This is a genomic window from Streptomyces sp. NPDC096324 (assembly GCF_044763015.1).
Classification (GTDB): Bacteria; Actinomycetota; Actinomycetes; order Streptomycetales; family Streptomycetaceae; genus Streptomyces.
Genome location: NZ_JBIWFK010000003.1, coordinates 364,132 through 382,917 on the forward strand (window position 1 = coordinate 364,132; position 18,786 = coordinate 382,917).

Sequence of the window (18,786 nt, forward strand, 5' to 3'; positions counted from 1 at the left end):
GCGCGCGTCACTGCTTCGCGTCGACGGCGGCGAACAGTGCTTCGACCCAGGCCGCGTCCCGCTGCGAAACGATCCGGAAGGCCAACTGGTCACCCCTGCCGGAGATCTCCTTGCCGAGACCGAGGAGGTCCGAGTCGTGGGGCGGGACGGATTGCGCGTAACTGCGGTACGTCGTGGCGGAGTTGGCGGGCCGCGCTCCGTCGGTGAGCGCACGGCCGATGAGCTGCCTGCCGGCGAGCGGTCTGTCGGCGTTCGGCGCCGCGGACACGGGGCCACGGGGGGCCCGGAACGCGGCGGGGGTGGAGCGCCCCGCGATCGCACGGCGCGGCAGGCCCGGGGAAGTTCGCATGACCGGCGGTGCCCTTTCGGGGAAAAGGTTCTGGACCAGCGGACGGACGGAAATCCGAGAATCAGATGAATCAGGCACGTGCGCTTCGGCTCCCCGCGAGCTGCCGGCGCCCTTCGACGCCCGCTTCCGGACGTCCTCGGAGAGCCCGACTTTAGCCGGTGTCCCCATTTATCAGTGAAAGCAACGATGTGTGTCGTATTGGTGAAGCCCGGCCGCCCGGGACATCACCCCTTTGGAGGCACAACCCGCGTGAGTGCCGCGCGTTGAATCCAGAGCCGGGCAGCCCGCCCGGATGTTGTGTCGATTTCCAAGGAGCACTTCCCCATGTCGCGTATCGCGAAGGGCCTGGCCCTTACCTCCGTCGCCGCCGCCGCCGTGGCCGGCACCGCCGGCATCGCCGCCGCCGACAGCGGCGCGCACGGCGCGGCCGCCCACTCCCCGGGCGTCCTGTCGGGCAACGTCCTGCAGGTTCCCGTTCACATTCCGGTCAACGTCTGCGGCAACACCGTCAACGTCATCGGTCTCCTGAACCCCGCGGCCGGGAACGTCTGCGTCAACCACTGACGTCATCGCGGACCCTTCCTGGCCGGCCGCTCTCCGGAAACGGGGGGCGGCCGGTCCGCGTCGCGGACCGCAGCGGCGGTGCGGGATTTTTCCGCACGCGGAGTTTCCGTCGCCTGCGGGGCTCGTTAGGCAGCGAAAGCGGAATTCCCGCCGGCGGCATCCGTCGCCGAAGAAAGGAACACGATGAAGTCTCTGAAGGCCGCCGCCGTAGTCGCCGGGTCCCTCGTCATCGCCGGTGCCGCCGCGCCCGCGTTCGCCGCCGGAGCCTCCGGCCTCACGCCCTCCAGCGTCAACGGCGCCCTGGAGACCGTCACCAGTCAGCGTTCGATCAGCGCGCAGGACGTCCTTCCCCTGCAGCACCAGTCGAACGCGCTCGACACCGAGAGCAAGGACTCCGTGCTGAGCGGCGTGAACGGCGCGACGAAGACGCTCAACTCGGCCGCCGCCCCCGCGAAGCTGCTCGGCGGGCGTCCCCTTCAGGGTTAGTCGTATCCGTTGTCCGCATCCCCTGCGCGCGTGTCCTCCGCAATGCCCGCGGACATTTCCCTAGGCTCTGGAGAGAATCTCCGATGAAAGGGCTCGCAATGAAGAATGCCAAGAAGGCCGCTCTTATTTTCGCCACCGCCGGAATGGCCGCGGGTGCCGCCGCGGGCAGCGCCGTCGCGGACTCCGGCGCCGAGGGTGCCGCGGTCAATTCCCCGGGTGTCCTGTCGGGCAACGTCGTGCAGGTTCCCGTACACATTCCGGTCAATGTCTGCGGCAACACGGTCAATGCCATCGCCCTGTTGAACCCGGCTTTCGGCAACGCCTGCTTCAACCACTGACACCGCACGGCCGATGTGATGAGAAGGGCCGATTTCCCGCGCGGAATCGGTCCTTCGCGCTGTTCGAGCCGTGTACCTCGTTCGTGTGGTCACACTTCGGATGTCCCCCGGGAGGGTGATTTCCGGGGAGAACCCGAACGGGCGCATCGATAGGGTTCCGCGGTGACCTCAACCTCAAGCGAAATGAGCCCTCTTCGGGCTGCCGATCTCGGCACGCTCGCCGTCATGGCATTCAGCGGAGAAGCCCCCGACGGCGACATGCCCTATCTCCTCGCCTACTCGCTGGGAGACGGCGACGGGGGTCCCGAGGGGTCCGCGGCGGCCATCCGGCAGCTTCTGATCGACAATGGACTGGCCGTGGGCGACACGCTCATCGACGGATCCCGGCAGCCGAGCCTGCCCCTCACCCTGCTCGTCGAGGCCGGCCAGGCCGTCGTCAGCATGCCGCACCTCAACGCCCAGTGCGTCGCGCCGCCCGAGTGGCTCGCGGCGGTCGATGAACGCGGCTACGCGTACTTCCTGTTCGCCACCCGCGCCTGGCCCGTGGCCCGGCCCGGCCACCCCGTGGCGCCCGAGGACCTGACGGCCTTCGCGGGCGACGAGGGGACCCTGCTCAGCGCGTCCCACGTGCTGCTGCCCGCGCGCAGGCTGCGCGGTTGATGACGGCCGCCGCGGAGCGGGGGACGGGCGGCGAGGACGACGGCGCGGGCGGGCACACCACCGGCAGCGGCCGTGTCCTCGCCGTGCTGCTGGTGCTCACCGGGGCGGCCGGTCTCCTCGCCGCCTGGGTCATCACGATCGACAAGTTCAAACTGCTGGAGAACCCGAACTTCGTCCCTGGGTGCAGCCTCAACCCGGTGGTGTCCTGCGGCAGCGTCATGAAGAGCGAGCAGGCGTCGGCCTTCGGGTTCCCCAACCCGATGCTGGGCCTGGTGGCGTACAGCGTGGTGATCTGTGTCGGCGTCAGTCTGCTGACCGGTGCGGGATTTCCCCGGTGGTACTGGCTGACCTTCAACGCGGGCACGTTGTTCGGCGTCGGATTCGTGAGCTGGCTCCAGTTCCAGTCCTTCTACCGGATCAACGCGCTGTGCCTGTGGTGCTGTCTGGCCTGGGTCGCCACGATCATCATGTTCTGGTACGTCACGTCATTCAATGTGCGGAACGCATTCCTGCCCGCTCCGGAATGGCTGAAGGTATTCCTCGCGGAGTTCACCTGGGTTCTCCCGGCGCTGCACATCGGCGTCGTCGGAATGCTGATTCTCACCCGCTGGTGGGATTTCTGGACGAGCTGAATCTCCCTATCGGACGACTAATGAGTCCGTCGGGGGAATCTTGAGCTGATGGCGTCCCGGAATCGTTACGTGGTACGGACGCCGATCCGCCGAACCCTGAAAGGGGCCGTACCTGAGATGAAGCCGACCACGCGAGGCACGCTCGCCGCCGTCATGACCGGTGTGGCCGCGGCGGTGGGCGCCGCCTCTGCCGCGCCCGCCGTCGCGGCCGGCACGGTCCCGATCCCCGTGCCGTTGAACGGAGTCGAGCAGTCCCTCGGCCAGAAGGCGACCGGCGTCTCGGGCGAACTGCCGTTGCCGCTGCCGGGCCGGCTGGAGGGACCGCGGTACGTCGAGGGCCTGATGATCCCCGAAGGGGCCGTGCCGGAGGCGAACCTGGAGATGGGCTCCGGTTCCTAGACCGTTCCGTCCGGCGGCGCGGTCCCGTGCGTCCCGGATCGGACCGGCCTCCGGCCTCCGGCCTCCGGGGGAGCCTGCCAGGCCTTCGGCCGCCGCCGGGCTTCCCGAAACCGACCGCTACAGCATGAGTTCGTCGAGGAGAGAAGCATGTTCGCCAGATGGATGCCGGACAGACTACGGAGGCGTGGGCGGGGCGACCGGGTGCCGGACGCCCCGGCGCGAGGCCGCGGGACGGGACGCGTGTCGGGCGGACTGGCGCTCACCCGGCGCGGCGCGATGCGGGGACTGCTCGTGTCGGCCGTCGGGGTGGCGCTGGCCCCCGTCGTCGCGGCCTCACGGCCGCCGCGCCGCCGCCCCCGGGACCTCTCCTTCGACGAGATGTACCGCGGCCGCCACATCCTCGGTACGCGCGGAGGCTCCGACGGCCGGGCCGCGTTCGCCGGGGACGAGTGGCAGGTCACGGTGGACGGTCGCCCGCTGCATCTGATGCGCCGCGCGGACGGCAGCTATCTGAGCATGGTGGACCACTACGAGTCGTATCCGACACCGCTGGCGGCGGTCCGCGCGGCCGTGGAGCAACTGGGCCCGGCCGAGCAGCTCAGGAGCATGACGGGCGGCGCCGGCGGGCCGGCGATCGGCACACGCAACGGCGGTACGGAGGGGAGGGGCCACCACCATGGTGTACACGCGTAAGAACGTCAGCACCCTCACGAGCACGGAGCGCCGCCGCTTCGTCGCGGCGATGCTGGAGGTCAAACGCCGGGGAGAGTACGACGAGTTCGTCCGCCGGCACATCGACTACTACGTCGCCGACGGCGACGGCGGACTGCGCGCGGCCCACATGGCGCCCTCGTTCCTGCCCTGGCACCGATGCTTCCTCCTGGACCTGGAGCAGGCGCTTCAGCGCGTGGACTCCGGAGTGAGCGTGCCGTACTGGGACTGGACGCGGGACCGCACGCCGGCCTCCGCGCCGTGGACCGAGGACCTGCTCGGCGGCGACGGCCGACGCAGGGACCGGCAGGTCATGACCGGACCCTTCGCCTACGCGCAGGGCAAGTGGACGATCAAGGAGGGCGTGACCGACGGCGCGTTCCTCATGCGTGAGTTCGGCCGCCCGCGCAAGCCGCTCCAACTCCCCACACGAGCCGCGCTGGACGCGGCCCTCGCCGACCCCGTCTACGACACGGCGCCCTACGACTCGACGACCAGGCGCGGCTTCCGCAACCGGCTGGAGGGGTGGGGGCACGGGACGGGGAACGCCACGTGGGAGAACCACAACCGTGTCCACCGCTGGGTCGGCGGCCACATGCTGGGCGCGGCCTCCGTCAACGACCCCGTCTTCTGGCTGCACCACGCCTTCGTCGACCTCCAGTGGTCCCGCTGGCAGAAGAAGCACGGAGGCGCCCGCTATCTGCCCGAGCGTCCTCCGGGGGCCCGCGACTCCCAGTACCGGCGCATCGTCGCCCGCCACGAGAAGATGCCCCCGTGGGGCGTGACCCCGGCCTCGATGGAGGATCACACGCACATCTACCGGTACGCGTAGCGGCGGTTTCCGAGGTGCGTACCGTCATCTACTGGTACACATAGAGACATCTGCCGGGACGCGTGGCCACGCGTCCCGGAAATGGCGAGGCCCCCGGCGGTGACGTCCCGCCGGGGGCCTCGCGTGCGTGCCGACTACCGGGTCAGTTGCCGTAGCCGCGGGTCGCGGTGTGCTTCTTCACCTCGTGGTGCTTCTTCTTGCCGTGGTGGTCCTTGAGGTGGCCACCGTCGTTCACGCAGGTGTTCCCGAACGCCGGGTTCAGCAGGCCGACGATGTTGATCGTGTTGCCGCACACGTTGACCGGAACGTTGATCGGGGCCTGGATGACGTTGCCCGACAGGACACCGGGCGAGCCGACGGCCCCGCCGTGGGCGCCGGCGTCAGCCATGGCCATGCCGGCGCCGCTGAGGGCCACGGCACCCGTGCCCACGACGACTGCGGCGGCCTTCGCGATGCGAGACATCACGTTCTCCTTAGATCTCGACGAGTGCGATGGCTCGGACGCGACCGCACTTCCCCTTCAACGCGTCCGTCCACACCTGGTCACGGGCGTTCCGCCAAGGGATCACTGTTCGAACAGGGGCCTGAGGGACGGCCGTTCGACCGGCCCGGGCTCCCGGGTGACGGAGCGGGGACCGGACGGGGGATCAGGCGAGCTGTCGGGTGGAGGACGGGGCGGGGACCGGGCGGACGCGGTCAGCCGAGCCGGCGCAGCGGTGTGCCCGCCAGGAACGCCCGGATGTTCTCGACGGCCGCCCCGTAGTACGTCGCGTAGTTGGAACGCGACACATATCCGAGGTGCGGGGTGGCCAGCAGGCGGGGCGCCGAGCGCATCGGATGGCCGGCGGGCAGCGGTTCGATGTCGAACACGTCGACGCCCGCTCCGGCGATACGCCCCGCGCGCAGCGCGTCCAGTAGGGCGTCCTGGTCGACGATCGCCGAGCGCGAGGTGTTGACGAGGTAGGCGGTGGGCTTGAGGAGGGCCAGCTCGGCGGCGCCGACGAGCCCGCGGGTGCGGTCACCGAGCGCCAGGTGCACGGAGACGAAGTCGCTGCCCGCCAGCAGCTCCTCCTTGGAGGGCGCGAGTTCCACGCCCACCTCCTCGGCCCGCTCGGCGGTGAGGTTCTGGCTCCACGCACCGACCCGCATGCCGAAGGCGAGCCCCACCTGGGCCACCCGGCCGCCGATCTTGCCCAGCCCGAGCAGACCGAGCCGCCGTCCGTACAGATCGGCGCCGACGGTGCTCTGCCAGGGACCACCCTCCCGCAGGGAGTTGCTCTCCGTGACGATTCCCCGCGCGAGGCCGAGCAGCAGGGCCCAGGTCAGCTCGACCGGGGGAGTCGAGGAACTCGGCGTGCCGCACACCGTCACCCCGTGCGCCTCGGCGGTGGCGTAGTCGATCACCGAGTTGCGCATCCCCGAGGCGATCAGCAGCTTCAGGCGCGGCAGCCGCGCCAGCAAGGACGCCGGGAAGGGCACGCGTTCGCGCAACGTGACCACGATGTCGAAGTCCGCCAGCGCGGCGGCCAGCGCGTCCTCGTCGTCGAAGTGCCGGTCGAATCCGGTGACTTCCACGGAGTCCGCGACGGGCGCCCAGTCGGCGCTCCGGGTCGCGACACTCTGATAGTCGTCCAGCACGGCACAGCGAAGACGCATGTCGGGTCCCTTCAGGCTCAGCCGGGACCCTACCCGAGCGGTGCGTGGAGGAGCCCGGCGGACCACGACCGAGGGTCCCGGGGGGAAGCCGCGACGGTCACTCCCTCCCCATGGCAGTATCTGGGCACTATGAATGCGTCGCCGGCGGTACGGAGTCTGCGCGCCGCGGTGTTCGCCGTACTGTGCGTGCTGCTGGCCGCCGGAGGGCACACGCTCGCCACCGGCCGGCCGCCGTCGCTCCCCGCGGAAGGCGCGGGACTCCTCGCCGTCTTCGCCGCCGGCTGTGTGTTCGGCGGCCGTGAACGGTCCCTGTCCGGGATAGGCGGCGCCATGCTCGTCGCGCAGGCCGGACTCCACCTCGGCTTCGACTCCGCCCGGCCGCGCATGACGATGAACATGCACGGGATGCACATGGCGCACCCCGCCGCCCACGCTCTGACCCCTCACGCCACTGCCGCGCACGTCGCCGCCGCTCTGCTGGCGACCTGGTGGCTACGGCGCGGCGAGGCCGCCCTGTGGTCCCTGCTGCGCCGCGCCGTCGCGTTCGTGCCTGGGCTCGCCGCGTGGTGGAGGTCGAGGACTGGTCCGCCCCCGGTACGGCCGTACGAGGGTGCCGCGGGCCGGACACCCGCCGAACCGTGGCCGCTCGGGCGGGCGCTGCTGCGTCACGCAGTCTCGCGCCGGGGACCGCCCGCAGGGCTCGCCCTCACGCCCTGACCACGTTCCCCCTCAGTACGGAGTTCCCCGGATGTCCCCGATCAGTACCACCCTGCGCCGCACCGGCACCGTCGTCGCCCTCACCACTGCGGGCGTCCTGACCGCCACGGGCGCGGCCTTCGCGCATGTCACGGTCCACCCCGAGAGCTACGCCAAGGGAGCCACGGACGGCCTCCTGAGCTTCCGCGTCCCCAACGAGGAGGACACCGCCAGCACCACCAAGGTGCAGATCTTCCTGCCCACCGATCACCCGGTCGTGGGTGTCCTGGTCACCCCGCAGGCGGGCTGGACCGCGAAGGCGACGACCGTGAAGCTGAAGAAGCCCGTCAAGACGGACGACGGCACGATCACTGACGCCGTCTCCGAGATCACCTGGACCGGCGGCCGGATCCGCCACGGCGAGTTCCAGGACTTCCAGGTCGCCTTCGGCCAGCTCCCGGACGACGTCGACCAGTTGACCTTCAAGACGCTGCAGACCTACTCGGACGGCAAGGTGGTCCGCTGGATCGAGCAGCCGCAGAAGGGCCAGGAGGAGCCGGAGAGCCCGGCTCCGGTGCTCGCCCTCACCGCCGAGGGCGCTGGAGAGGAGCCCGCCTCGGCCGGGACCGGGGCCTCCGGCTCCGACGCGTCGTCGTCCTCGTCGTCCGCCTCGTCCTCTTCCTCGGGCGCCGAGGAATCCACCGCGAGCGCCAAGAGCAGTGACTCCACCGCACGCGCCCTGGGCACCGCGGGCCTGATCGTCGGAGTCCTCGGCCTGCTCGCGGCCGCGTTCGCCGTCGTACGAGTCAGGAACACCCGCTCCTAGCCCGCTCCTAGCCCGCCCCGTCGTCGCCCCGTCGACTCCCGTCGGCGGGGCGGCCGACCTTCGGGGGTCAGCCGCCGGCGTCGCGCGGCTCGCTCCCGTGGTCGGCCTCGGCGTCTCGCGACTCGACCCCGCGAGACGCCGAGGCCGGATCAGGCTGTCGGCCCGTCAGACCCTCGGCCGTGTGTGCTCCGACCTGCGGCCGTGTGTGCTCCGACCCGCGGCGGTGTCTGTCCAGACCTCCAGTGGTGTCGGCTCAGACCCCGGGAGGTGTCTGCTTCCTGCCGAGGAGGACCATCACGGCACCGCCGATCACGACGAGGCCGATGGCCGCCCCCGCGATGACCGGGGTCAGACTGGAGCCGCCGGTCTCGGCGAGGTCGGTGCCCCCGCCGGAGCCTCCCACCGACGCCGGGCTCGGCTCGCTGAGCGTCTGGGTCGTGACGTCGCTCGTGGCGCCCTGGGTCTTGCAGTCCAGCACGCCCTTGAACCGCTTCCCGCCGCCGTCCGAGCCGCCGATCGTGAAGTCGTAGGCCTGGTCCTCCTGCAACGGGATGGTGAGGGTCTCGGAGATCCCGGCCGCGACCGTGTGCTCGTCGCCCATCAGCTCGAACGTGAACGCCGCGTCGCCCTTGTTTGCCACCGTGATGTCCACACCGCCCTTGGCGCAGTTCTTCTTGGCGGACAGGGCGGGTATCGCACCCTTGGCCGCCCAGTTCGCGCTCGCCGTCGCGGAGACGGTGGACTCGCTGGAGCCGGCGAGGATCTGCGTCTGGCTGCGGGTCTCCGAGGTGAAGGCACGGCCGACCGGCACGGTCGTCGAGGCCTGCACGGTGAGCGAGGTGGATCCGTCCACGCCGTCCTCGGGCACGTCGAAGAAGAGCCGGCTGCCGTCCGCCGCGGAGGTGACCGCCCTGCCGTCCTTGTCGACGACCTTCACTCCGGCGGCTGCGATGCCCGTCGGCGGGGTCACCGTCACGCTGCCCGCGTTGGTGTGCACCGTGACCGGGCCGAGCCGCTCACCGGGGTGACCGGACACCGCGGCCGGGGTGAGCGTCAGCGAGGCCTCGGGCTCCGGCAGGTTCCGCGCGTTCTTCTCCAGGTAGTCCGCGAGCTTCTCCGCCCGCGGGTCCGCGGCGTCCACGTCGGCGCCGTCCGAGTACCGCCAGATCGCCACCTGGGTGCCGGCCGCCGCGTCCTGCTCCGTGAGACCGGTGACACCGGCCTTCCCGGCCAGCGCCGCCAGGTCGTTCACCTGCGGGTAGGAGTTCTCGAGGATCCAGCGGATCTTGCCCGCGTCCTTGTTGCCGCTCAGCGACGTGCCGTTCCAGGAGGTCTCCTGATACCGGGCGTCCCGCTGGGTCGGGTTGTGGAGGTCGACGCAATAGGTCTGCAGCATGCCGCCGTTCTCGACGGTCATCTCGAACAGTCCGGCCGAGACCCAGGAGTCCTCGCCGTTCTCGTGAATGACCGCGGAACCGTACGTCTTCAGGTCCCCTATCGTGGCGCTCGCTCCGGCCTGGCTCTGCGGGATCTCCTCGGCGTCGGCCGTGCCGGCCGCGGCGACCGTCCCCGCGGCGGCGAGCCCCCACACCAGGGCCGCGGCGGCGAGACGGGCTGCCCCTCGCCCGCGTGCTGACAACACAGAAGACACAGAATTCCCTTTCGCGCAGGACCCTTTGACATGGGGGACGGTCCCGCCAGCAGAATCAGAAGCCCCGAGAGCTGTGTTCGGCATCCTAAAGAAGCGCCGCATCGCTCCTCCTGGTCATGTCGTCCGGCAACCGATCTGACTCGGAATCGTTATCGCGATCACTTCCGTGAACTGCGCCTATCGACAAATCCACAAGGGCTGTTCGCCATGTATTTGTCGATAAGCCGCAGTTCGGTCAGATCGATCCCTCCGCTGACATCACGTCACCCCGGCCGGTTCCGGACTCGGTTGGAAAGCTCCCTCCGGCGGGGTGTCGGGGACCGATTCCCAACTGGGTTCGGGGCGCTGCGCCGCAGCCGGCTCGCCCTCCTTGGACGGACGCCGGAAGGCCGACGTGCCGCGCGAGAGGTCATGGCCGATCGCCACCGCGTCGATGTCCGCCGACGTCCAGCTCTGCCCGTCGCGCGTCTCGGTGCGCACCTTCAGCCTGCCCTGCACGATGACCGGATCGCCCACCGAGACCGAGGCCCCCACGTTCGTCGCGAGCGCGCGATTGGCCCACACCGTGAAGAAGTTGGTGTGCCCGTCAGTCCATCCGTTCTTCTCGCGGTCCCAGTACCGCGAGGTCACCGCCAGCCGGAACCGCGCCGACGCGCCGTTCGCCAGATCCCGGTACACGGGCCGTGTCGCCACGTTGCCCACCGCGCACACCATCGTCTCGTTCATCGTCGATCCCTCCCGTACGGATGCGTCTGCCGCGGCGACCGCATGCGCTGCGATCGCCGCGGGATCAGACTGCCTCCGCCGGGCCGGACCCGCTGGACGCTGTGGGCCGACGGACGGTTGTGGAAAACCGCGTCACCCGACCGGGCGACCCGGACCGGGCGACCCGGACCAGGTCACCGGACCGGGTAGCCCGCACCAGGTCACCGGACCGCGTCACCCGGCCAGGTCACCGGACGTGGGCACCCACCGTCGCCGTCCCCGCGGCCACGGTCCCGATGACCCGCCCGTACTGCTCCCGCACCTCGCGGTACCGCAGCAGCTCCGCCGCCACCGGATCCAGTACCCGGGCTCTGCCGCACGCGGCGGCCGCCTCGCGCAACCGTCTCTCCGCATCCAGGCCGTAGCGCCGGGCCGGCCCGCGGGCCGCCATTCTGCTGGCCCACTCCACGGCCGGGCCGCCGACGATGCCCGACACCATCAGCAGCACCGGGATCCCGAGGTTCGGGGACATGACCCCGATGATCTGGCCCACCAGCCAGAGCCCCCCGATGACCTGGACGATCGTCATCGCGGCCTGTGCCAGCACCGCGACGGGCCACCAGCCCGGCCGCGGTGGCCGTCCGGCCGGTGCGCTCGCGCGCGCCGCCATGTCGTCCAGCGCCTCGGGCAGCCCCTGCGCGCCCCGTACGGCCGCCTCGCGCACCGCCTGCGCCCAGGGCGTGGGAAGCCCGTACGCGGCCCGTTCGGCGACCGTCCGTACCGCCTGTTCGACCCGCTGGCGGGCGGTGGCCTCCTCGTCCGCCGGAGCGCGCACGGGCAGCCGCCCGGTCGGGGGTTCGCGCCGCTCCAGATACCAGCGCCACAACCGCAGCCAGGGCGTGCCGCAGGCGCGGTTGGCGTTGCGGCGCCAGGACCGCTCGGCGGCCTCGCCGGTCGCCACGGCGCCGACCGCGTCCGCGAGCCGGTCCGCGAACTCGTCCCGCGCCTCCTCGCTGAGCCCGACCCGCCGTCCCGTCGCGTAGATGGGTCGCAGCCGCGCCGCGGCCGCGTCGAGATCGGCCGTGATCCGCCGTGCGGCGGCGCCCCGCTCCGCCACGAACTGGCCGAGACACTCACGTAGTTCGGGGACCCCGGCGCCGGTGAGCGCGGACAGCGACATGACGGTCGCGCCCGGTTCCCCGTACTCGCCGAGTGCGACGCCGTCCTCGTCCAGCAGCCGCCGCAGATCGTCGAGCACCTGGTCGGCGGCCTCGCCGGGGAGCCGGTCCACCTGGTTGAGGACCACGAAGGTGACCTCCGCGTGCCCGGCGAGCGGTCGCAGATAGCGCTCATGCAGGACGGCGTCCGCGTACTTCTCCGGATCGACCACCCAGATGACGGCGTCGACCAGCCGGAGGACCCGGTCCACCTGTTCGCGGTGCTGGACGGCCGCCGAGTCGTGGTCGGGCAGGTCGACCAGGACCAGGCCGCGGAGCTGTGCCTCGGCCTCCGCGCTCTGCAACGGGCGTCTGCGCAGCCGCCCGGGGATGCCGAGCCGGTCGATGAGGGTGGCCGCGCCGTCGCTCCAGGTGCAGGCGATGGGCGCCGAGGTGGTCGGCCTGCGGACGCCGGTCTCCGAGATCGCCACGCCAGCGAGCGCGTTGAAGAGCTGTGACTTGCCGCTGCCCGTGGCCCCGGCGATGGCGACGACGGTGTGCTCCCCGGAGAGCCTGCGGCGGGCCGCCGCCTCGTCCAGGACCCGGCCCGCCTCGGCGAGCGATCCGCTGTCGAGGCGGGCACGGGACAGCCCCACCAGTTCGCGGAGCGCGTCCAGGCGGGAGTGCAACGGCCCGTCGTACGCGAGGGGGGCGGGCACCGCCGGGACGGCGGCCTTGGCCTCCACCGACGGCGTCTGGTACCGGGCCGCGGCCGCCTCCGTCACGCGCCGCGCGATGAGGCCGTCGTCCCAGACGGGGCCGTCCTCCGCGCGGGTCGGGTCGTCTCCCTCCCCACGCGCGTGGGGCTCCCCTCCGGAGGCGTCCTGAGAGGCGCCCTGCCCGGTCGTGCCGTCGCCCCGCGCGGCCCGTCCGCCGACGCCCGCCCGGTCGCCGCCTCCGGCTTCCCCGGCGGCCTCTCCGGCGCCTTCCGGGGGCCGGGCCCCGGGACGGGCCGCACCGGCCGCACTGTCGTCCCGGCGGCCGTCCTGAGAGTTCCTGGTGGGCCCGGTCGACCTGTCGCGTTCTTCGCGTTCGTCGCGGCCGATGCGATTGTCACGACCGTCGCGGCTGTCACGACCGTCGCGGTTGTTGCCGTCCGTGCGGCCGGAGTGCCCGTCGCGCGATGTGCCCGAGGCGCCCGCATGGGAAGGGGCGTCTTCGCGGGCGGTGGCGCTTTCGCCCACGCCGTCCTCGGGCTGGTCCTCTCCGGGACGGCCGTCCTCTGGACGACCGCCTCCCGGCCCTCCGCCTCCCGGCCCTCCGTCTCCGGGACGTCCGTCACCGGGACGGTCGGCTTGATCCGTGTGGTCAGTGACGGCAGTCACCGCGGTCACCTCTCCTTCTGCAGTACGGACAGCGCGGCGATGAGTTCGGCCTGGGGTTCCGGATGGACGTCGAGCGCTTCGAGGGGCGCGAGACGGCGCTCGCGTTCGGTCTGCAGGGCCTTGTCGACGAGGTCGGTGAGCAGCCGGCCGCCCTTGTCGCGCAGCCGCAGCGCGCCGTGGGCCCCGATCCGCTCGGCCAGTCCCTCGCCCGCGCTGCGCGCCCTGCGGCCGCCCAGGAGCGCGGTGGCGACCAGCGCGGCCACCACCGCCGAGTCCGGCGCGACACTCTTGTCGAGGTCGCGCACCTCGTCCTCGGCGTACTCCTCCAGGACGCGCCGCCAGCGCCGTACGGCCAGACCGATCCGGTGCTCCGCGCTCTCCAGCGCGGGATCACGGTCCGTCAGCCCCTGCGCGTTCGAGGCCGGTTCACGGCGCCAGGCGTCGTCCACGCGTTCGTCGGCGGCCGTGACGGAACACAGCAGCAGGGCCGACAGGCTCTCCACGAGCGCGTCCAGCAGTTCGTCGGCGGTGCAGTCGAGGGGATAGGCGCGCCAGCGCTTGAGGGCGTCCCCGGAGAGCACGGCCCCGGCCTGTAGGCGCCCCTTCGCGCGGGCGTGCTCGCTGTCGTACGCCCCGTCGACCACGGCGGTGAGCCGTGTCGCGGCGGCGTACTGCGCGGCGGTGGCACTGGCCAGTTCCGGCATCCGCGCCTTCAACGAGTCGAGGACACCGTGGGCGGTACGGGCCATGGCCCCGTGACGGGCTCCCGGGTCCTGGACCTGGTGTGTGAGCCAGGTACGCAGCGGGGCGACGGCCGTGGCCGGGAGCAGACCGCCGCCCCAGGCGGACTCGGGCAGCTCGGGCACGGTGAAGCGGGGCGCCTCACCGAGTCCGGCCTTGGAGAGCAGCGCGCCGTACTGCCGGGAGACCTCGGACACCACCTGGTGCGGCACCCGGTCCAGGACCGTGACCAGGGTCGCCTTCTGCTCCTTGGCGGTACGCAGCAGATGCCAGGGCACGGCGTCCGCGTACCGCGCGGCCGTCGTGACCATCACCCAGATGTCGGCAGCGCAGATCAGCTCGGCGGCCAGCACCCGGTTGTCGGCCACCAGTGAATCGACGTCGGGCGCGTCGAGGAGGGCGAGGCCGCGGGGGAGCGTGTCGGCGGTCTCGATCCGCAGCACCCGCTCGCCGCGTTCGCCGGCGGGGGGAAGATCGTCGCCGGACTCTCGATGGGGCATCCACACGCGCGTGAGCTGGGGCAGCACGCGCATGCCGCTGAACCAGTGATGGTCCTCGGGATGGCACACGAGTACCGGGGTGCGGGTCGTCGGGCGCAGTACGCCCGCTTCGCTGACCCGGCGCCCCACAAGGGAGTTGACGAGGGTGGACTTGCCGGCACCGGTGGACCCTCCGATGACGGCGAGAAGGGGTGCTTCGGGTTCTCTCAACCTGGGCACCAAGTAGTCGTCGAGCTGTGCGAGCAGTTCGTCGCGGTTGGCACGCGCGCGTGGAGCCCCTGCCAGGGGCAGCGGAAAGCGTGCGGCGGCGACACGGTCGCGCAGAGCGGAAAGTGCGTCGAGCAGCTGAGGCCGTACGTCCAAGGTCACCACATGCGAAGAATGCCCAATTTTGGAGTCTTTCTGAAGCATATGAGTATGTCTGCGCGCCGACAGGACACACGGGGCGGAAGGGATGACTGGGGCGCAGGCATAACGAGTGCACAACACCCGATGCGCGAGACGCCAAAAGCGGTGCACGATTCGTACCTGCCTGCGATTATCAGGACCGCTTCACGCAACCTCCACATCGAGCCACGGAGGCGAAGCGCGAGGGACAGGGAGACAGGAGCCCTATCCTTGTCCCCGGCAAGGTCACGGATCCGCCCACACCCGGGCACCAGGACACAGGCCGACACACCCGGCCCCCGTAGCTCAGTGGATAGAGCAGGCGCCTTCTAAGCGCTTGGCCGCAGGTTCGAGTCCTGCCGGGGGCGCCAGTCTCCGCCCTCCCGTCCGGGAGGGCTTTTTGCTGGTCGGAGCAGGTTTCACTCGATACGGCGATGCCCCGAACACCTTCCCGATGATCAAGAGGAGGGTCCGGGGCGGTCCGGCTGTCGCCGGGTTTTCGAGGGTGGCCCTGCCGAATGCGTGCCGAGGTTTTCGGCGAGGAGCCTCAGTCCGTGTCGGACGGCTCGGGAAGATCTCCCGCGGCTTCGAGGCGCCTTTTCAAGTCAGGAAGCCGTCCTCGACGCATCGCGCGTAGGTCGCCAGGAGCACCGGGACGCTGTTGCCGGCCCGGTCCGCCACCCGGGAGGGCGGGATCCCGTCGTTGAGCCACTTGGTCGGGCGCGTGTGCCGGTTGTCGTGGACCCGCCGTCCCGTGGGCGAGTTGAAGACGTGCCGGGACGGGACGACCTTTGTGCGGCCACCGTTGAACCCTTCGGCCGCGTACGACGTACCAGTCGCCGGGGAGCGCTTCTGTGCTGCCCGAAAACGCAAGGCGGACGTGCAGTCGGCGCGGGAGGGAGCATCGACCTCCATGCATCTGTCGTGCACGGATCGCCGAGGCGGTGACTGAGTGTTGCGAACGGGACACCGGAAGAGGGCCGAACGATCTCATTAGTCGCACGTCAATCCATCAGCAGCGATCTCGCCCCAGGCGCAGCCGCGAACTCGGCGCCCGTTCGGAACCATGTCTCGGGTCTCGACGGGCTCCGCGGCCTGGCCGCGCTGTACGTACTCCTGTTCCATTGCTGGCTACTGGTCTTTCGAGGTTTTCCTGCCAACTCGGGCCCTTCGTGGCTGGGCTGGCTGATGTACGGGCGTTTCGCTGTCGTCTTCTTCCTGATTCTCTCCGGATTCTCGTTGGCCATCTCGGCGGCGCGCAAGGATTGGCAACTGGGAGGCGTCGCCGACTTCCTGCGACGGCGTGCCTGGCGAATCCTGCCTCCCTACTGGGCGGCGCTGGCGTTCAGTTTGATCGTTGCCTGGCTGGTGGTGCCCGCATCACATCTCGGACCCCCGACCGGCAAAACGATCCTGGTTTACGGTCTTGTGGTCCAAGACATATTCACGGCACCGACTCCGAACGGCGCGTTCTGGTCGATCGGAGTGGAGGCCGAGCTCTATCTCGTTTTCCCGATTTTCCTGCTGCTGCGGAGGCGACTGGGGGCGACAGCCCTGATCGCGATCGTCACATTCATCGTCGTCGCGCATGGCCTTCTGTCGAAAAATGCGCTGCCGGTCGAGGGGATGAACGGGCTGACGTTGAATCTTGCCCCGGTGTTCGTCGCGGGCATCGTCGGTGCCGGAGTCATCGTCGCTTCGGAGAAGGTCCGGCGCATGCCGTGGCATTGGATGGCGGCTCTGGCGGCCGTTCCGGCGTTGTACCTCGTCGTTGTCAGGGGGTCGGTCTGGACGGTGGAGCACTACTTCTGGATGGATCTCGTGGTCGTTCCGGCCATGACGCTGCTTGTCGTGGCGGTTTCCACGGGGAAGCCCAATTTCCTTGTGCGATTCCTGGACACACGCCCTGTCCGTCGCCTCGGCAACGTCTCCTACAGCCTGTATCTCATTCATCTGCCGATCATCATGGGCATTGTTCGAAAGGTCGCCCCGCACTATGTGTCGCCGGGGCTGCCCACGTTCTGGTTCACGCTCTTGCTGGGGGTGCCCACTTCGCTTCTGGGAGCATGGGTCTTCGCCGAGGTATTTGAAATGCCCTTCAAGAGGAACCGATCGTGGAAACTCATGCTCGAGGCGGTGTCTTCACGCTGGCAGGGCATGCGTCTGATCGGTCGCCGGTCGCTTCGGACTGGCCAAGCCGAGAACAATTGACGAGGGTTGTGGTACGCGCTGTAACGCCTTCGGCCGATAAGGTCCAAGGCGTTACAGCGACAGGCTCTGGACGGAATCTGTTCAGGTCTACCTGACAATCCGTTTTCCTTCGCCGCATGGGTGTACGCGGCATACGCGTAGAGGCGATGTTCGTCCCCGGTCACCTCAGCGTGTGGGACGTCCTGCCCGATGCAGCGTCGATCTCGTCATGGGCCTTGGTCAGCAGTTGCATGGCGAGCTCGTTCAGGGCCCGCGCGCCCGCGACCTCCTCGCCGACCCTGGGCTGGTTCGAGTCGGAGGGGTGGCGGCTGGCGTATCCGTGGGCGCGTACCTCGCTGCCGTCGGGAAGTCGCAGCAGGGCGGCCGCGCGGGTGCGGTGGTCGTCCTCCTGGAATTCCATCTCGACATGCCAGCCGACCGTGGTCCGTGCCTGCATCGCTGTCATTTGTGTCATCGCGATCACCTCCGAAGCAGCCGCCCCCGGTGAAGCCCCTAACAAGAAGTGTGCCCCTCCGGCCCTCCTGGCACGAGGCGAGGGCCCGGAGGGTGACACGGGGTGGCGCAACCGTGGCTGTGCGGCGACCGAGGCGGGCGCCCGGTGTCCGGCTTCCGGTGTCCGGCGTCCGCGAACAGACCGGCAGCGACAGGTCCGCGGAGCCGCCGACCCACCGTCCTCCACCGAGATCCGGTCAGCCGGCTGACGCTGCCGGGCGACACCGCCCGGATCGCCGCGGGCGGCTGCCGCGGCGGCCGGCCCTCGGCCGGGAGGCGACGCTCCCGGAGGCGACGGTCCCTTCTCGGCGGATCGCGGAAACGACCTGGCCGTCCGGGCCGTCGGCGTCTTGCCGCTGACGGCCCGGAGCCTCAGGTCAGTTGGTGAAGTAGAGGTACTTCCAGGAGCTGTAGGTGGTGGAGTTGACGTCGTCGCCGGAGGAGTCGTTGATGTAGGCCGACCGGATCCGGACGCGCAGGCCCGCCTCGTCGGAGGAGCCGAGGTCGATGACGCTCTTTCCGTTGGTGCCCAGTGCGTAGAACTCCTCGAAACCGCGGTGCCACTTGCCCCCGACGTAGACGTCGACGTCCAGCCGGTGGTGGCGGCCCGAGTAGTAGCTCATCGTGGTGGTGTACAGCGGGCCGACATTCTTGCGGTACCAGTAGTACGTCTCGGAGCTCCCGCCGACCTTGGCCGTCTTGTAGTGCTTCGTGAGCGAGGTGGAGACACTCACCTGGGCGTACGCGGTGACCTTGACCGTCTTCGGGGCGGTACGGGCGTCACCGGCGAAGACCGCGGTGACCGTGGTGTCCCGCTTCATGTCCACCACGGCGGAGACGTTTCCGCTGGAGTTGACGGTCGCCTTCTTCACCAGGACGTTGGGCTTGTCCGAGCCGAAGGGGTTGGCCCAGATTTCCACCGTGCGGTTCTTGTAGGTGGCGCCGAGGTGCGCGGTGAAGGTGACGTCCTTGTCGTACGCGTACACCGTGCCGTTGTTGTTCAGGCTCAGCGTGGTGGCGGTCCGGGAGACGGCCACCGTGTCGGAGCCCGACGCCGCGGCGCGGGTCGCGTCGCCCGCGTAGGAGACGGCGTACTTCACGGCGCCGCCGGAGGGCGGGGTGTCGGTGAAGGAGAAGGTGCCGTCCGCCTTGGTCTTCACCGAGGCCAGCGCCTTGCCCGACGGCGACTCCAGGTCCGTCCGCTTCACCGCGAGCACCGTGCCGGCCGGCAGAGCGTCGGCGTTGGTGACCTTGCCGGTGACGGTCAGCGACTTGGCACGGGTGGCCGTGGCGGGCGCGGTCACTGCCACCGTGGTGGTGCTGCGGGAGACGGTCACGGTTCGTGTGGTGGAGGCCGGGGCGTGGCTGGTGTCGCCCGTGTAGGAGACGGTGTATTTCGCGTCGCCTT

General features: G+C 70.4%; 20 protein-coding genes, 1 tRNA gene and 1 pseudogene. 12 read left to right on the plus strand and 10 right to left on the minus strand.

Features of this window, described 5'->3' with window-relative positions:
- Window positions 1-7: 7 nt before the first annotated feature.
- On the minus strand, window positions 8-349 hold the full coding sequence (locus ACIQ7M_RS09015; protein ID WP_403641536.1) for a hypothetical protein: 342 nt from the start codon (window positions 347-349) through the stop codon (window positions 8-10).
- A gap of 324 nt (window positions 350-673) precedes the next feature.
- Between ACIQ7M_RS09015 and chpG the strand changes: the two genes are divergently transcribed.
- From chpG to ACIQ7M_RS09055, 8 genes are all read left to right on the plus strand, one after another.
- Window positions 674-913, plus strand: coding sequence for a chaplin ChpG (chpG, locus tag ACIQ7M_RS09020; protein WP_355771645.1), 240 nt, complete (start codon window positions 674-676; stop codon window positions 911-913).
- 183 nt (window positions 914-1,096) lie between these two features.
- A complete protein-coding gene (locus tag ACIQ7M_RS09025; protein WP_403641539.1) occupies window positions 1,097-1,399 on the plus strand; it encodes a hypothetical protein in 303 nt (100 codons plus the stop codon).
- A 98-nt stretch (window positions 1,400-1,497) separates the two neighbouring features.
- Entirely contained in the window at window positions 1,498-1,737 is a 240-nt protein-coding gene (locus ACIQ7M_RS09030; protein WP_403641542.1) for a chaplin, read from the plus strand.
- Window positions 1,738-1,899: 162 nt separating this feature from the next.
- Window positions 1,900-2,397 carry a DUF5949 family protein gene (locus ACIQ7M_RS09035; protein WP_355771654.1) on the plus strand — a complete coding sequence of 166 codons (498 nt, stop codon included), beginning with the start codon at window positions 1,900-1,902 and terminating at the stop codon, window positions 2,395-2,397.
- Window positions 2,394-3,029: a vitamin K epoxide reductase family protein gene (locus tag ACIQ7M_RS09040; RefSeq protein WP_403641545.1), complete on the plus strand. Its 636-nt coding sequence runs from the start codon at window positions 2,394-2,396 to the stop codon at window positions 3,027-3,029. The genes ACIQ7M_RS09035 and ACIQ7M_RS09040 overlap by 4 nt, the downstream gene beginning before the upstream one ends.
- Window positions 3,030-3,146: 117 nt before the next feature.
- A complete protein-coding gene (locus ACIQ7M_RS09045; RefSeq protein ID WP_355771660.1) occupies window positions 3,147-3,428 on the plus strand; it encodes a hypothetical protein in 282 nt (93 codons plus the stop codon).
- 162 nt (window positions 3,429-3,590) lie between these two features.
- Window positions 3,591-4,121, plus strand: a complete 531-nt coding sequence (locus tag ACIQ7M_RS09050; RefSeq protein ID WP_403641549.1) for a tyrosinase family oxidase copper chaperone — start codon at window positions 3,591-3,593, stop codon at window positions 4,119-4,121.
- On the plus strand, window positions 4,105-4,971 hold the full coding sequence (locus ACIQ7M_RS09055) for a tyrosinase family protein (RefSeq protein WP_403641552.1): 867 nt from the start codon (window positions 4,105-4,107) through the stop codon (window positions 4,969-4,971). Before ACIQ7M_RS09050 ends, ACIQ7M_RS09055 begins: the two co-directional genes overlap by 17 nt.
- Window positions 4,972-5,113: 142 nt before the next feature.
- Here ACIQ7M_RS09055 and ACIQ7M_RS09060 read toward each other — a convergent pair whose 3' ends face one another.
- The gene (locus ACIQ7M_RS09060; RefSeq protein WP_386979317.1) at window positions 5,114-5,434 is read right to left on the minus strand and encodes a chaplin; all 321 of its coding nucleotides are present in this window, start codon (window positions 5,432-5,434) and stop codon (window positions 5,114-5,116) included.
- A gap of 233 nt (window positions 5,435-5,667) precedes the next feature.
- The gene (locus tag ACIQ7M_RS09065) at window positions 5,668-6,627 is read right to left on the minus strand and encodes a D-2-hydroxyacid dehydrogenase family protein (protein WP_403641556.1); all 960 of its coding nucleotides are present in this window, start codon (window positions 6,625-6,627) and stop codon (window positions 5,668-5,670) included.
- A 129-nt stretch (window positions 6,628-6,756) separates the two neighbouring features.
- On the opposite strand from ACIQ7M_RS09065, the gene ACIQ7M_RS09070 reads away from it, so the two are divergent.
- Both ACIQ7M_RS09070 and ACIQ7M_RS09075 read left to right on the plus strand, forming a co-directional pair.
- Entirely contained in the window at window positions 6,757-7,344 is a 588-nt protein-coding gene (locus tag ACIQ7M_RS09070; RefSeq protein ID WP_403641559.1) for a hypothetical protein, read from the plus strand.
- Between the two features lie 31 nt (window positions 7,345-7,375).
- Window positions 7,376-8,149 (plus strand): YcnI family protein, encoded by a 774-nt coding sequence (locus tag ACIQ7M_RS09075; RefSeq protein ID WP_403641562.1) that lies wholly within the window; start codon window positions 7,376-7,378, stop codon window positions 8,147-8,149.
- Window positions 8,150-8,402: 253 nt separating this feature from the next.
- Here the strand turns inward: ACIQ7M_RS09075 and ACIQ7M_RS09080 are convergent, their stop codons facing one another.
- The 4 genes from ACIQ7M_RS09080 to ACIQ7M_RS09095 form a co-directional block, all read right to left on the minus strand.
- Window positions 8,403-9,791: a Cys-Gln thioester bond-forming surface protein gene (locus ACIQ7M_RS09080; RefSeq protein WP_403641565.1), complete on the minus strand. Its 1,389-nt coding sequence runs from the start codon at window positions 9,789-9,791 to the stop codon at window positions 8,403-8,405.
- 267 nt (window positions 9,792-10,058) lie between these two features.
- Entirely contained in the window at window positions 10,059-10,526 is a 468-nt protein-coding gene (locus ACIQ7M_RS09085; RefSeq protein ID WP_403641568.1) for a single-stranded DNA-binding protein, read from the minus strand.
- Between the two features lie 226 nt (window positions 10,527-10,752).
- Window positions 10,753-13,047, minus strand: a complete 2,295-nt coding sequence (locus tag ACIQ7M_RS09090) for a GTPase (RefSeq protein WP_403641571.1) — start codon at window positions 13,045-13,047, stop codon at window positions 10,753-10,755.
- Window positions 13,048-13,052: 5 nt separating this feature from the next.
- Complete coding sequence (locus ACIQ7M_RS09095; protein ID WP_403641574.1) at window positions 13,053-14,660, minus strand: dynamin family protein; 1,608 nt, start codon at window positions 14,658-14,660, stop codon at window positions 13,053-13,055.
- Between the two features lie 310 nt (window positions 14,661-14,970).
- On the opposite strand from ACIQ7M_RS09095, the gene ACIQ7M_RS09100 reads away from it, so the two are divergent.
- A tRNA-Arg gene (locus ACIQ7M_RS09100) sits at window positions 14,971-15,046 on the plus strand.
- Window positions 15,047-15,275: 229 nt separating this feature from the next.
- Here ACIQ7M_RS09100 and ACIQ7M_RS09105 read toward each other — a convergent pair.
- Entirely contained in the window at window positions 15,276-15,590 is a 315-nt protein-coding gene (locus ACIQ7M_RS09105) for a hypothetical protein (protein ID WP_403641577.1), read from the minus strand.
- Between the two features lie 96 nt (window positions 15,591-15,686).
- On the opposite strand from ACIQ7M_RS09105, the gene ACIQ7M_RS09110 reads away from it, so the two are divergent.
- Window positions 15,687-16,886 carry an acyltransferase family protein gene (locus tag ACIQ7M_RS09110; protein ID WP_403642210.1) on the plus strand — a complete coding sequence of 400 codons (1,200 nt, stop codon included), beginning with the start codon at window positions 15,687-15,689 and terminating at the stop codon, window positions 16,884-16,886.
- 160 nt (window positions 16,887-17,046) lie between these two features.
- Here the strand turns inward: ACIQ7M_RS09110 and ACIQ7M_RS09115 are convergent, their stop codons facing one another.
- A complete protein-coding gene (locus ACIQ7M_RS09115; protein WP_326790949.1) occupies window positions 17,047-17,331 on the minus strand; it encodes a DUF1876 domain-containing protein in 285 nt (94 codons plus the stop codon).
- 424 nt (window positions 17,332-17,755) lie between these two features.
- Window positions 17,756-18,786: pseudogene (locus ACIQ7M_RS09120) on the minus strand (Ig-like domain repeat protein); the annotation flags it as partial.

What these genes read in the sequence shown, in the direction of transcription:
- ACIQ7M_RS09115 (WP_326790949.1), bottom strand. Translation starts at nt 17,331, where the DNA reads ATGACAGCGATGCAGGCACGGACCACGGTCGGCTGGCATGTCGAGATG.
- ACIQ7M_RS09045 (WP_355771660.1), top strand. Translation starts at nt 3,147, where the DNA reads ATGAAGCCGACCACGCGAGGCACGCTCGCCGCCGTCATGACCGGTGTG.
- ACIQ7M_RS09030 (WP_403641542.1), top strand. Translation starts at nt 1,498, where the DNA reads ATGAAGAATGCCAAGAAGGCCGCTCTTATTTTCGCCACCGCCGGAATG.
- ACIQ7M_RS09105 (WP_403641577.1), bottom strand. Translation starts at nt 15,590, where the DNA reads ATGGAGGTCGATGCTCCCTCCCGCGCCGACTGCACGTCCGCCTTGCGT.
- ACIQ7M_RS09025 (WP_403641539.1), top strand. Translation starts at nt 1,097, where the DNA reads ATGAAGTCTCTGAAGGCCGCCGCCGTAGTCGCCGGGTCCCTCGTCATC.
- ACIQ7M_RS09075 (WP_403641562.1), top strand. Translation starts at nt 7,376, where the DNA reads ATGTCCCCGATCAGTACCACCCTGCGCCGCACCGGCACCGTCGTCGCC.
- ACIQ7M_RS09060 (WP_386979317.1), bottom strand. Translation starts at nt 5,434, where the DNA reads ATGTCTCGCATCGCGAAGGCCGCCGCAGTCGTCGTGGGCACGGGTGCC.
- ACIQ7M_RS09050 (WP_403641549.1), top strand. Translation starts at nt 3,591, where the DNA reads ATGCCGGACAGACTACGGAGGCGTGGGCGGGGCGACCGGGTGCCGGAC.
- ACIQ7M_RS09085 (WP_403641568.1), bottom strand. Translation starts at nt 10,526, where the DNA reads ATGAACGAGACGATGGTGTGCGCGGTGGGCAACGTGGCGACACGGCCC.
- ACIQ7M_RS09055 (WP_403641552.1), top strand. Translation starts at nt 4,105, where the DNA reads ATGGTGTACACGCGTAAGAACGTCAGCACCCTCACGAGCACGGAGCGC.
- ACIQ7M_RS09015 (WP_403641536.1), bottom strand. Translation starts at nt 349, where the DNA reads ATGCGAACTTCCCCGGGCCTGCCGCGCCGTGCGATCGCGGGGCGCTCC.
- ACIQ7M_RS09070 (WP_403641559.1), top strand. Translation starts at nt 6,757, where the DNA reads ATGAATGCGTCGCCGGCGGTACGGAGTCTGCGCGCCGCGGTGTTCGCC.
- chpG (WP_355771645.1), top strand. Translation starts at nt 674, where the DNA reads ATGTCGCGTATCGCGAAGGGCCTGGCCCTTACCTCCGTCGCCGCCGCC.
- ACIQ7M_RS09065 (WP_403641556.1), bottom strand. Translation starts at nt 6,627, where the DNA reads ATGCGTCTTCGCTGTGCCGTGCTGGACGACTATCAGAGTGTCGCGACC.